13 protein-coding genes are annotated in these 13,235 nt (G+C 44.4%); 12 read left to right on the top strand and 1 reads right to left on the bottom strand.

All coding sequences use genetic code 11. The features are described from left to right. The first annotated feature begins 313 nt into the window (after positions 1-313). The gene (locus K6T91_08795) at positions 314-847 is read left to right on the top strand and encodes a hypothetical protein (protein ID MCL6472890.1); all 534 of its coding nucleotides are present in this window, start codon (positions 314-316) and stop codon (positions 845-847) included. A gap of 3 nt (positions 848-850) precedes the next feature. On the opposite strand, the gene K6T91_08790 is transcribed toward K6T91_08795, so the two are convergent. After that, positions 851-1,426, bottom strand: coding sequence for a hypothetical protein (locus K6T91_08790; protein MCL6472889.1), 576 nt, complete (start codon positions 1,424-1,426; stop codon positions 851-853). 415 nt (positions 1,427-1,841) lie between these two features. Between K6T91_08790 and rpmF the strand changes: the two genes are divergently transcribed. The 11 genes from rpmF to fabF all read left to right on the top strand — a co-directional run bounded on the left by rpmF (position 1,842) and on the right by fabF (position 13,233). Beyond that, positions 1,842-2,021, top strand: coding sequence for a 50S ribosomal protein L32 (rpmF, locus tag K6T91_08785; protein MCL6472888.1), 180 nt, complete (start codon positions 1,842-1,844; stop codon positions 2,019-2,021). Between the two features lie 39 nt (positions 2,022-2,060). Further along, entirely contained in the window at positions 2,061-4,157 is a 2,097-nt protein-coding gene (locus tag K6T91_08780) for an acetate--CoA ligase (protein ID MCL6472887.1), read from the top strand. After that, entirely contained in the window at positions 4,154-5,221 is a 1,068-nt protein-coding gene (locus K6T91_08775) for a phosphotransacetylase family protein (protein MCL6472886.1), read from the top strand. Before K6T91_08780 ends, K6T91_08775 begins: the two co-directional genes overlap by 4 nt. Before the next feature lie 402 nt (positions 5,222-5,623). Beyond that, a complete protein-coding gene (plsX, locus tag K6T91_08770; GenBank protein ID MCL6472885.1) occupies positions 5,624-6,637 on the top strand; it encodes a phosphate acyltransferase PlsX in 1,014 nt (337 codons plus the stop codon). Next, a complete protein-coding gene (locus tag K6T91_08765; GenBank protein MCL6472884.1) occupies positions 6,630-7,619 on the top strand; it encodes a ketoacyl-ACP synthase III in 990 nt (329 codons plus the stop codon). Before plsX ends, K6T91_08765 begins: the two co-directional genes overlap by 8 nt. A 12-nt stretch (positions 7,620-7,631) precedes the next feature. Beyond that, complete coding sequence (gene fabK / locus K6T91_08760) at positions 7,632-8,591, top strand: enoyl-[acyl-carrier-protein] reductase FabK (GenBank protein ID MCL6472883.1); 960 nt, start codon at positions 7,632-7,634, stop codon at positions 8,589-8,591. Between the two features lie 148 nt (positions 8,592-8,739). Then, positions 8,740-9,684 (top strand): ACP S-malonyltransferase, encoded by a 945-nt coding sequence (gene fabD, locus K6T91_08755; protein ID MCL6472882.1) that lies wholly within the window; start codon positions 8,740-8,742, stop codon positions 9,682-9,684. Positions 9,685-9,795: 111 nt separating this feature from the next. Further along, complete coding sequence (gene fabG, locus K6T91_08750; protein ID MCL6472881.1) at positions 9,796-10,536, top strand: 3-oxoacyl-[acyl-carrier-protein] reductase; 741 nt, start codon at positions 9,796-9,798, stop codon at positions 10,534-10,536. A gap of 212 nt (positions 10,537-10,748) precedes the next feature. Then, positions 10,749-10,988, top strand: a complete 240-nt coding sequence (gene acpP / locus K6T91_08745; GenBank protein MCL6472880.1) for an acyl carrier protein — start codon at positions 10,749-10,751, stop codon at positions 10,986-10,988. Between the two features lie 39 nt (positions 10,989-11,027). Continuing rightward, complete coding sequence (locus K6T91_08740) at positions 11,028-11,999, top strand: nitronate monooxygenase (GenBank protein MCL6472879.1); 972 nt, start codon at positions 11,028-11,030, stop codon at positions 11,997-11,999. Beyond that, positions 11,992-13,233 carry a beta-ketoacyl-ACP synthase II gene (fabF, locus tag K6T91_08735; GenBank protein ID MCL6472878.1) on the top strand — a complete coding sequence of 414 codons (1,242 nt, stop codon included), beginning with the start codon at positions 11,992-11,994 and terminating at the stop codon, positions 13,231-13,233. The genes K6T91_08740 and fabF overlap by 8 nt, the downstream gene beginning before the upstream one ends. Positions 13,234-13,235 lie beyond the last annotated feature (2 nt).

Here is a 13,235-nt window from a genome sequence, read left to right as displayed (position 1 = left end):
GCAGTAAATTCACCCCAGCAATAGATTCACCACAACTGTTAGCACCTCAACATATCCAGGTCAAAGCCTTAGACAAAACCTAATAAATTTTTTATTAATCCCTGGGCAGTAAAATCCATGTGTTAATTATTGCTTTAGCGTGGCCTTGGTTGATGTCTATGCATATAAGGCAGCCGGCATCAAGGCTAAATATAGGCGGCTGCGCTTGCTCAATAAGGTCGTTTTGGAGGAAGCGTAAAAGCCATAAAGCCTACTGTTTAAAGAAAGTTCAATCGGAATAATATGAGTCGTTTACAAAGTGGAGGTAAGATTTATGGAATTAAGCAGCAGTAAGAAAAGCAAGAAGTTTATTGCCACAGCCGTTTTTGCCAGTTTCTGTTTCCTAGCAACTTTAACAGGAGGCTTTGCTGAAGCGGCTCCAGTAAAAACGGTCGCAAGTTCCGCCAAGCATATTAAAACAAGTTACAAAAAATCTAAAAAGCTAAAGAAGAAACGCAAACGTTATCGGAGACGCCGTAGCCTGGCAAAAAGAAGAATCTCTATTTCGAGAGGCGCGCAAAGAACCGTAAGCGTAGAGCCCATAATTAGACAAGTTGGGGCTGAATACTGGCCTGACCCTGCACAGCTTGATGCGCTTGTTTGGATATGCGCACATGAAGCTACGGTCCCTGGAACTATTAGCAAAAATGGAAAGTGGAAGGGTCTATTCCAGCTTGCAAACCCGCCACACTGGATGGTGCTCGGTGATGCAGCAAGCGAAACTAAAGCCGGATGTGAATATATTAAACGCCGCTACGGAACACCGCTTGCAGCTAAGGCTTTCCACCAAAGAAGAGGCTGGTATTAAAGTTTACCTATCATCGGCCAAATAGGCATCAAGCTGTTCTACTAGGAAGTCTAAGAACGTATTAAGGTCTGTCCAGTTGTTGTTGATTTGGGAATATTCGAGAATATTGTTCTCAATATGCGCTTCAAGCAGGGATCTTGCAAGGTTTCGTTCGTACAGAATCCCTTTATATAAACTGAATGATTTCTGAGATCCCTCGCCGTAAGGAACGACTATACGTTCACAGCAGTGATAACGGCCTGCCTTATCTAGATATACCTCATTCCAATCACGTATACTGCTCTCAATTTTGGCAAGGCCAACCCCAAATTCAACGAGCATCACATCGGGCATTTCAATAACCGGCCTGTAAGAATGAGACCCGTCAAAAAAGGCCAGTTTCCTCCTATGAGTTGGGGTTAGAACAAATTTATGGGGAACAACAAGCGGGGCCTTGCTGGCAAATTCCCTGAGTATCTCGACAACCTTCGATGTTGAGGAAGCCACAAAAAGTTCTTTTTCCTCTTGCAGCCGTCGGATATATTCAGCTTGCTGGCGCCTTCTTTGTTGGAAGACCTCAACATCTTCAAAAAATGCCATGCGGCAACCTCTTTTACTTTAAGAACTAAACTGGCCGCTCAGAACAAATGACAAGAAGGCCTTAATATCCATGGTTCTTCTATAATATCGGCAAATACTGGTAAAAACATGAGATCGATTGGTAAGCTGGCAAGACCTGGGGCTCTTAAAGCGCAAAATTTTTGCTGGTTAACGTTCGCACTTTAAGGCATCGGCACTCTTACTCTATAAGGCCAGGCAATTAGAAATTTTCCGGGATTTCTGGACATATAGCACGTGCGCATGTAAAATAATGCTGTTATTTGCATGCTAGCAAAAGCCTGCCAAATTGCAGGCTTTTATCTTTAGATGTATAGTGTTTTCTTGTTCTATTAATATTAGTCTATATTATATGAAGCCAAGCATAGGCAAATTTATTGGGGGAGGTGCTATATAAATGGCAGTACCAAAGAGGAGAACCTCGCATGCACGCAAGAACTCAAGAAAGGCCCATTGGAAAGCCATATCAGGCCCGACGCTGGTTGAGTGTCCGCAATGCCATGAGCCAAAACTACCCCACCGCGTTTGCTCATCATGCGGATATTACAACAAAAGAGAAGTTCTTGAAGTAGAATAATTGGGAATAAGCACTATAAACCCTCTTTAGGTGGTATAGATGCTAGAGAATTTATTTTGTCCGGCTGGAGTTGCGGTTATTGGAGTAGGCCGTGAAGAGGGAAATGTCGGCCACGAAATTTTTGATAACATAAGAGAAGCCGGCTTTAAGGGCAAATATTTCGCCGTAAATCCAAAAGCAAAGGAAATCCATGGCGAGCCCGTTTATGCATCTATAAAAGATATCCAAGATAGAGTTGACCTTGCCGTCATCGTAGTCCCGAGCAGGCTGGTTCCCCAGGTTATGGAGGAAGCGGGCGAGAAGGGAGTTAAGGTGGCGGTTATTATTTCTGCAGGATTTAAAGAAACCGGCATTGAGGGCGCGCGTCTTGAGAAAGAAGTTATCGATATCTCAAACCGCTACGGTATTAGAGTTTTGGGCCCAAACTGCTTAGGGGCTGCCAATACAGGATGCAGCTTAAATGCAACGTTTGCTAAAGAAATGCCGTACACTGGCAATATAGCGATGATATCGCAATCGGGCGCTCTTCTTACAGCAATTCTTGATTGGGCAAAAGCCGAGCAAATAGGCTTTTCAAAATTTATAAGTTTAGGCAATAAAGCAGACATAGATGAGATAGACCTCCTGCAGGCTTTAAGAGACGACGAGCAGACCAGGGTCATAAGCATCTATATGGAAGGAATAAGCCATGGCCGTGAGTTTATGAATATTGCGGCTAAGGTTTCTAAGCAAAAACCAATTATAGCCATAAAATCAGGCGTAACCGATGCCGGTGCAAGGGCAGTATCATCTCATACAGGAACTCTTGCTGGTTCTGAACAAGCGTTTGAAAGTGCATTTCGGCAGAGTGGAATAATTAGGGCAAATTCTGTTGAGGACCTGTTTGACTATGCTGTCGGATTTGCCTACCAGCCGTTACCCAAGGGCCGAAACATAGCAATACTGACCAATGCAGGAGGCCCAGGGATCATGGCAACTGATGCATGCGAGAAATACGGTGTGCCGCTTGCATCTTTTAACAGAGAGACCATTGATGCCCTGCGTGAGATATTACCACCAGCAGCGGGCCTGTATAATCCGGTTGATGTTTTAGGTGACGCTAAAGCTGACAGATACAGGTCAGCAATGGAGATTGTTCTAAAAGATGAGAATGTTTCGTCTATGCTTGTCATCCTAACGCCACAGGCAATGACCGAGATAGATGAAACGGCGCGCTCTATCGCAACTATGTCTCAACAATATCCAGATAAGCCTATTTACGCATGTTTTATGGGGAGATCCGATGTCTACTCAGGTGTAAGAATTCTTACCGAGAACAAGATTCCTAATTATTACTATCCTGAGCGAGCTATCGGCACAGTAGCAGCAGTACTATCACACATGAGCTATCGCTTAGAGCCACCGAAAACTTACGAGACTTTTAAGGTCCGTAAAAACACTGTGCGCGAGATATTTGATGAAACAAGAAAATTGGGCAGGCGAAATCTCCCGGATATCCAGGCATCCCAAGTCGTTGATGCCTACGGCATCAATATAGCAAGGTGCGTTCTCGCCCACGATGTTGACGAAGCCCTTAAGGTAAGCAAACATATTGGATTCCCGCTTGTCTTAAAAATCGCTTCACCGGATATTCTTCATAAAAGCGATGTAGGCGGTATTGCTGTTGGCGTGAAAAATGAGGAAGAACTCGTCGCGGCCTTCAATCGCATTTTAAACAATGTAGCGAGATTCATGCCGCAGGCAATAGTCTGGGGCATATGTATCCAAGAGATGGTAACGGGCGCTCGCGAGACGATTATCGGAGTCAATAGAGACCCACAGTTTGGACATTTAATCCTCTTTGGTCTTGGCGGCATATACGTTGAGGTCCTAAAAGATGTATCATTTAGGGTTGCACCTGTTTCAAAACAAGAAGCCATTAGGATGATACAGGAGATAAATGCATATGCACTTTTGCGTGGAGTGAGAGGACAACCCAGCGCCGATATCGATGCTATTGCAGATACAATACTTAAGGTCTCGCAACTGGTCACTGATTTTCCTGAGATAATAGAGATGGATATCAATCCTTTTATGGTGCTAAACAAAGGACTGGGTGGTGTGGCGGCCGACGTAAGAATTACGATAGGAGAGTGAGGGAGATGGTTACCCTATATGTTATTTCGACTGAAGCATATGCGGGAAAGACAGGCATATGTCTAAGTCTTGGCCTTTTAATGAAAGAGGCAGGACAGAAAATCGGTTATATGAAACCAATAGGCACAACTCCAGGACGTGTTGACGATAAAACGGTTGACCTGGATGCTTATTACGTCCTCAAGCGTCTTGACATAGCAAACGACATAGAGGACGTTGCGCCGATTTCCCTCACACGTAAGTTCATGCACGACCATCTAAAAGGAGAAGGAATTGATAGCGCTGGGATAATTAAGCAAGCGTTTACTAAGATATCGCAGGGAAAAGATGTCGTATTACTCGAAAATGGGGCCGACGTTAACGAGGGTCGTTTTATAAATGCAGCTGCTTTTCAGATATCTTCACTTTTAAACACAAATGTTGTATTGATTGTAAAATACCGCTCCGAGCTTGTAGTCGATGACATCCTAGAAGCACGTGATTTAATCGGAGATAAATTTAAGGGAGTTATTTTTAACCAGGTAGAAAGCAGCCAAAGACCTGTAGTGGATATGATAGAGTCATACCTTATCACCAGGGATATTAAAACGTACGGTATCATACCTAAAGATCGGGTGCTTATGTCAGTTACAGTTGGGGAGATAGCCGAAACCCTCCACGGAACGGTTTTAACTGCCAGCGACAAAATGGATGAGTTTGTAGAAAACTTTATGGTGGGCGCCATGGGGCAAGAAAAAGCTTTAAGGTTCTTTCAAAGGACGGCCAATAAGGCGGTTATAACCGGAGGAGACCGTGCTGACGTCCAACTTGCGGCACTTGAGACGCCTACAAAAGCCTTAATACTTACCGGTAATCTCCAACCAAGCCCAATTGTTTTAGCCAGGGCCGAAGATTTAGGCGTCCCGATGATACTGGTAGATATGGATACTGCAGCCGCAGTAGAAAAAACTGACGAGCTAATCGGAAAAGTACGAATACACCAAGCCCAAAAGGTTCAGAGGGTATACGATCTTGTAAAGTCTACCGTTGACTATAGTGCGCTCTTTAACGATATTGGAATTTAGATATTTCTAAATTTGATAACACTCTCTCAGCAGCAGCTCGGGTAATAGAGTTTGCCGGTCGGCGGTCTGTGCTAGGCGGGAGCTCGAAACCAGCTTATATATAAAGCATGAATCCGTAGATGAATCTGCAGCTAGTTACTATTGCCTCGGTACATGCAAATCCTGTAATCTTAATATTTAGCAACTGCTTACAGGCTAAAGCCTGAAAAGTAGACCCCCACTAGATAACTGATATCATGTTATCCTATTATATTAACGGGTTTTGCTAATACATGCTTTTGAGGTTTAATAGAATCAGGTGTAAAGAACGGCCTTAAAAGTAAATTTCTTAACAGTCGAACCAGATATCGTAGTGACAGCTTATTTCAATAAACAGAACGAGGAAATAAGGTACCAATACGCATGGAGAAGTCAGCAATACTAGTTGATGTGATGGGCAGTGACCGTGGCCCGGCAGAGATTATTAAGGGTTGCGTAAATGCAGCTTCGCTCGTCGGTAACGTAGACATTGTGTTATTGGGACCAGAAGATCTAATCGGAGCAGAGCTTGATAAGACAGGGCATCCAGGCAATATAAGGATAGAGAATGCACCAGAAGTAATTGAAATGGATGAAGAGCCTGCCTGGGCAGTGCGAAACAAAAGCCAGTCGACAATCGTTGTGGGCAGTAAGTTGGTCAGGGAAAGAAAAGCCCAGGCGCTAGTAACTCCAGGAAACACAGGCGCTGTTATGGCGGCGGCTTTGTTGATAATGGGTAGGATAAAGGGGATATCCAGACCTGCAATACTAGTTAGATTTCCTATTAAGAAGAGAAACACTTACGTTCTGGATGCAGGAGCAAATGCTGAATGCAAACCTGAGAATCTGCTGGAGTTTGCCATTATGGCAAACTCTTATCTCAGCTCTGTTCTAAAGATAGATAATCCATCAATTGGCCTTCTTAGCATAGGCGAGGAGAAGACAAAGGGAAATGACCTTGTAAAAGAAGCTTATTCGCTTCTCGAGAGATCGGGTCTTAATTTTTATGGAAACGTCCAGGGTAGCGATATCGCACGCGGGACAGTTGATATAATTGTTTGTGACGGATACACAGGGAACATTGTTTTGAAATTGTCAGAGAGTCTTGTTAAAGAGGTCTTTAAAGAATTAAAAGATGTTGCAAATAGTTCACTTCCAGCAAAAATCGGAAGCCTTCTTCTAAAGCCGAGCCTAAGGAAAATGATTAAACGGCTTGATTATGAGGAATATGGGGGTACGCTTCTACTTGGCGTCAATGGTGTATGCGTCATCTGTCACGGCAGCTCATCGGCAAAGGCGATTACAAACGCTATTTTGCAGGCCGTAAATGCAGTTGAAGGCAGAGTGGTGTCGAAAATAAAAGAGGATTTGAAAGGAAAAACGTCGGTTCATGTTTAAAAGTTCTGCCGGGATAGTTGGCATGGGAGTCTATACTCCTGAAAAAATACTCACAAATTTCGACCTTGAGAAAATAGTTGATACAAGCAACGAATGGATAATGACCAGAACCGGTATCGCAGAACGCAGAGTAGTAGATGGCAACACCGCAACCTCCGATCTGGCAGTACCTGCGGTAAGGTTGGCTCTGGAAGACGCAGGTATCGACATAAGTGAAGTCGAACTTATCTTGGTCACTACTTCAACACCTGATATGATATTTCCATCTACCGCTTGCCTTGTGCAGAAAAAACTTAATTCCAGCGGCGCAGCTGCTTTTGATTTGCAAGCGGCATGCACAGGTTTCATTTATGGCATGACTATAGCTTCCCAGTTTATAGAATCCGGTATGTACAAGACCGTTCTCTTAATAGGAGCTGATGCTTTTACAAGGCATATCAACTGGAAAGATAGGTCCACCTGTATACTTTTTGGCGATGGGGCTGGTGCGGTTGTCCTTAAGGCGGTTGATGAAGGTTATGGATTGATATCAAGCTACCTCGCTGCAGATGGTTCCGGAGCTGATTTGCTTAAGATTCCGGCTGGAGGATCGGCAAATCCGGGAAGCGAAGATACGGTTCATAATGGTCTTCACTACGTTCAGATGAACGGCAACGAAGTATTTAAATTCGCGGTTAGAATTTTACCGGAAGCAGTCATCAAAGCTTTAGACAAAGCTGGGCTAACGGTTGCTGATATAGATTATCTGGTACCTCATCAAGCCAATATCAGAATTATAAACTCCGCAGCTGACAGGCTTGGTATCAGTAAAGAGAAAATAATTGTAAACTTAGAGAAATACGGTAATACATCGACAGCATCTATTCCATTGGCATTTTTTGACCTGTACAAAACAGGCAAGCTTAAACGGGACGATATTGTAGTATTTGTTGGGTTTGGAGCCGGTCTTACATGGGGGGCCAATGTTATTAGGTGGCATTAGGAGGGAAGGGTAGTGATAAGAACTCAACTTTGTGATTTGTTGGGGATAGAGTACCCCATTATTCAAGGTGGGATGGCCTGGGTATCAACCGCTGAGCTAGTGGCTGCAGTATCTAATGCAGGAGGCCTTGGCATAATCGGGGCCGGCCATATGCCCACAGATGTCCTTCGCGAACAGATTAAGCAAACGAAGGAGTTAACCAAAAAGCCCTTTGGCGTTAATCTAATGCTGCTTACACCTCACATAGACGAATTAATTGAAGTGACCTACGAGGAGCATGTACCAGTCGTCACGACCGGTGCTGGTAATGCGGGTTCTCTTATTAAGCGCTTTAAAGAAATAGGAACGAAAGTGATTCCTGTTATTCCTTCTATCGCGTTGGCGCAAAGAATGGAGAAGGCAGGCGCAGACGCAGTTATTGCGGAAGGGACAGAAGCAGGCGGTCATATAGGCGAATTAACTACGATGGCGCTGGTTCCACAAGTTGTTGATGCGATTAGCATACCAGTTATCGCAGCGGGGGGTATCGCAGATGGCCGGGGCCTTGCTGCGGCGCTTTCCCTTGGTGCAGAGGGAGTACAAGTAGGGACAAGGTTCCTGTGTGCAACTGAGTGCACAGTACATGAAAGATATAAACAAAAAATTATCGCGGCAAAAGATAGAGATACCACGGTAACAGGCCGTTCGACCGGTCATCCGGTAAGAGTAATAAAAAACAAGCTATCAAGAGAGTTCGACCGTATGGAAAAAGAAGGATATTCGATTGAAGAGCTTGAAAAATTTGGAGCTGGAAAGTTAAGGCTGGCGGCTAAAGACGGCGATGTTGATCATGGCAGCGTAATGGCGGGACAAATTGCAGGTCTTGTAAAAGAAATCAAACCGGCCGCCGAGATTATCAAAGAAATGGTAAATGATGCAGAGGCTATAATAACCGGACTGCAAGATATTATAGCTAAACCGGTAAATGCGTGAGGATTGTCAATCTTCAATTACCAATTAAGTGTTCTCCTCCTGCGAGGGAGAACCTGTGATGGGTTAGAAATCTCCTAACTCCTGGATTTTGGTATGGCATTGTTTGCCTGTTAACCCATAAATTACAAAGCTTTCAGGGACTGATTTTATGGCAATGAACGGAATAGCTTTTGTTTTCCCAGGGCAAGGCTCCCAATATATAGGCATGGGTAAGGATATGGTCGATAAATACCATGATATCGAGCATACCTTTAACCGTGCAAAAGAAATATCAGGCGTGGATTATCTTGATATATGCCTTAACGGGCCTGCAGAAAAGCTAAACAATACTGTACATACGCAACCGTGCATCTATATACTCAGCATGGGCATCTTTAGGGTCATTGATAACTATGGATTTAAACCGCAAATTATGGCCGGACATAGCCTGGGTGAGTACACAGCGCTAACAGCAGCAAGAGCTTTGAAATTCTCTGACGGATTGCGTATAGTTGCTAAAAGAGCTGAGTTAATGGGCAAAGAAGCCGATAAATATCCCGGTAAAATGTTTGCGGTTCTAGGTGCCGATATGCGAGATGTTGACGCTATGGTAAGCGAATTGTCTGAGCATGGTACCATATCGGTGGCAAACTATAACTGTCCCGGACAGATTGTGATATCGGTCGAAGCTTATATAGAGGAGATGGCTATCAAAGCGCTTAAGGATATCGGTGTTAAAAAGGTAGTCGAGTTGCCTGTAAGCGGAGCATTTCATTCTGCAATGATGACAAATGCAGAGAACCAGTTTACAAAGTTTCTCGATAATTATATTTTCTTAAGCGCTGATATACCTATTGTGCCGAATACGCTAGCAAAGCCAGCCATGGAAGCTATAGAATTAAGGGCAGCGCTTCAAACGCAGATGTCTACATCTGTTAAGTGGCAACAATCAATAGAGCAAATGATAGGTTTGGGGATAAGAACCTTTATTGAAGTGGGGCCGGGGCAAGTTCTCTCAAAAATTATTAAGAGAATCGATAAGCAGGTTGAAGTGTTGCCAACCGAAACGCCGGAATTATTAGATAAAGTTATTGAGCATTTAAAGAATTGTTAGTTCAGCCGTAGGCCAACAGCTGTCAGCAGTCGGCCTAAAACATATAAATAAAGCTGATAGTTAGCAGTTAGTGGCTAAGGACTAGAGGCTATAAAATTAGGAGTTAATTTAATGAGATTAAATAGAAAAATAGCCCTTGTAACAGGCGGAACTCGTGGTATCGGTGAGGCAATTTGCATAAGGCTAGCCAAAGAGGGTGCAGATATTGCCTTTACAGGCCACGATCAAGACGCCGCCAAAAATGTCATCTCCGCTATCAGCAATCTTGGCAAAAGGGCGCTTTTCTTAGAGGCAGACGTTACGGATAAGGACAGGGTTGTTGCGGCTGTATCCGACATCGAAAAACAGCTCGGGCCCATAGATATCCTTGTAAATAATGCGGGAATTACGCGGGACAATCTCTTTATAAGGATGAAAGAAGAAGATTGGCAAGCGGTTATCGATACTAACCTTACAGGAATATTCAATGTTACCCAAGCGGTTGCCAAGACAATGCTTAGGAAGAAAAGAGGTTCAATTATTAACATATCCTCAGTTATTGGTTTAGCTGGAAACCCTGGGCAGGCCAACTACGCAGCATCAAAGGCCGGTATCATCGGACTTACAAAAGCTCTAGCAAAGGAGTTTTCGAACCGAAATATAAGAGTAAATGCAGTCGCGCCGGGATTTATCGAAACGGATATGACAAAGAAACTTTCCGACGATGTACGTGAGAAGGCCCGGCTGCAGATACCCCTAGGGTTTTTTGGCAAGCCAGATGATGTTGCGGCTTCTGTGGTCTTTTTGGCTTCTGATGATGCACGTTACATAACCGGACAGGTTCTGGTTGTAGACGGTGGCATGATTATGTAGGGTGCAGAAACCAGATACCTGGGGCAGGGTTATTTAAACTCTTAAGCTTTTAAGAAACTATCGCTGATAGGCTGGATTTAAAAACTCAAATAATATATAAGTAATTTCTAGGGTGCACGGTTGAAAGTTACCGCAGGGTCCAGAAGGGTTATTTAAACCCTTCACCCCTGGCCTGAGACCTCTGCATCCTATATATGAAAGGGGGTGCTAAAATGGCTGACAGTCAGATTTTTGCAAAAGTAAAGGATATTATAGTTGAGCAGTTAGGCTGCGATGAGGATGAAGTAAAGCCGACAACATCCTTTATTGACGATCTTGGAGCAGATAGCCTAGATATCGTTGAGTTGATCATGGCTATGGAAGAGGAGTTCGATATTGAGATTCCAGATGAGGATGCTGCTTCTATTAGCACCGTAGAGGATGTAATCGAGTATATCGAGCACAAGGTATAGTTTTGAAGGTTTACAACCTGGTTAATAGAAGGAATTAAAATGAATTTACCAAGCCTTAGAATAGGCGATTTAGTGGCTAAATTGCCGATAATACAAGGAGGCATGGCTGTTAGAATATCGATGGCCAAGCTTGCATCGGCAGTAGCAAACGAGGGAGGCATAGGGCTAATAGCTGCGTCTGGCATAAAGCCTCCAGAATTAGTTGAAAATATAAGAGCGGCTCGGCGGCAGAGCGACGGCATAATCGGTATTAATGTCATGGTAGCCGTACTTGAATTTGCTAACCTTGTAAAAGCTGCAATTCAGGAAGGCATTGATCTTATAGTAACCGGCGCTGGAATATCAAGAGACGCGTACAAGTGGTGTTCCGAGGCCAAAATACCTTTAGTGCCGATAGTATCTTCTGAAAAAGCAGCGAAGCTTGCAGAAAAATCAGGCGCAGCTGCAGTTATTTTAGAGGGAAAAGAGGCAGGCGGCCATCTCGGAACCCTAGAGCCGATGTTTGATGTTCTGCCAAGGATAGTAAAATCAGTCAGAATACCTGTAATTGCCGCAGGCGGTATTTTACACGGGGAAGATATAGCGAGGGCCTTGCATGCAGGAGCAAGCGGCGTGCAGATGGGATCGCGATTCGCCCTTAGCAATGAAGCGAACGCTGATATTGCATGGAAAATGGCTTGCGTAAATGCAAAACCTGAAGATGTGGTCTTGGTGGAAAGCCCCGTCGGAATGCCGGGCCGCGCTCTAAAAAACAGTTTTGTTAAGCGAATAATGGCTACTGGCAAAGAGAAGATAAAGGTGCGCTGTGTCAAATGCTTAAAAGAATGCAAAAGGAACTATTGTATATTTGACGCTCTTGAAAGGGGCAGAGTAGGGGACCTTGATAACGGTCTAATATTTTGCGGTGAGCGTATCGGTGAGATAAAAGACATCTTATCAGTAAAGGAGATATTCAAAAGGCTCGTGAGAGAGTATGAAAATGCAGTAAGCCCGGTGGGAAGCTATGGTTAGAAGAGTAGTCATAACCGGGTTAGGAATTATATCGCCCTTTGGAGTAGGGAAGGAAGTATTTTGGTCCAGCCTTGTAAATGGAAAATCAGGGATAAGACGGATTCAAGGTTTCAACTGCTCTGATTATCCGACAACTATAGCAGGAGAGGTGCCCGACTTTGACCCAGCCACGTTTCTTGACCGAAAAGAGGCAAGACGCATGGATCGCTTCCAACAGTTTGCAGTTGCTGGCGCGTCACTTGCCCTAAAGGATGCTAAGCTTGAAATAACACCGGAAAATGCTGATATGACGGGTGTTATCGTTGCTTCTGGCATTGGCGGTCTCGGAACGATGGAGGAGTCAATGAAGATTCTTCTTGAAAAAGGCCCACGGAGAGTTGGCCCGTTTGTCGTTCCCATGATGATAACAGACCTTGCCGCAGGGCATATCTCAATATTGTTTGGGGCTAAAGGGCCTAATTTTTGCACAACATCCGCATGCGCATCAAGCAGTCATGCCATCGGAGAAGCTTTCGAAGCAATAAAACGCGGTACGGCCGACATCATGATAACAGGCGGTGCGGAGGCTTCCATAACACCGCTAGGAGTTGCAGCTTTTTGCGGAGCAAGAACCCTGTCGACGCGAAATGATGAGCCTGAGCTGGCTAGTAGGCCGTTTGACGCCGAGCGCGACGGCTTTGTTATGGGCGAAGGAGCGGGTATCTTAATCCTTGAAGAGTTGAGCCATGCGGTAAAAAGAGGTGCCGATATATATGCTGAAATAGTAGGATACGGCGTGACCGCAGACGCTTATCACATAACCCAACCGGATCCAACCGGCAGGGGAGCCATGCGGGCGATGGAAATGGCCATTGAAGAATCAGGAATCGAGAAAGAAAAGGTCGATTACATAAATGCACACGGTACATCTACTGAAATAGGAGATATCGCCGAAACAAAGGCTATAAAAGGTCTTTTTGGCGAGCATGCATACAAACTTTTGGTAAGTTCGACTAAATCCATGACAGGGCATCTGCTTGGAGCCGCAGGAGCTATCGAGCTTGCAGCTTGTGCTCTCGCACTAAAAGATAGCATAGTCCCTCCTACAATTAATCTTACGAATCCGGACCCCGAATGTGACCTTAACTATGTGCCAAACCATTCAATTAAACAAGATATAAGCACTGCCCTCTCAAACTCATTCGGATTTGGCGGACATAACGCTAGCTTACTTATAAAAAAGTACGAGGATTAGGT

The sequence above is a fragment of the Bacillota bacterium genome (genome assembly GCA_023511485.1).
Lineage (GTDB): Bacteria > Actinomycetota > Aquicultoria > Aquicultorales > Aquicultoraceae > CADDYS01.
Note: the sequence above shows the minus strand (reverse complement) of the source record. Positions and strands in the feature narration are given on the sequence as shown.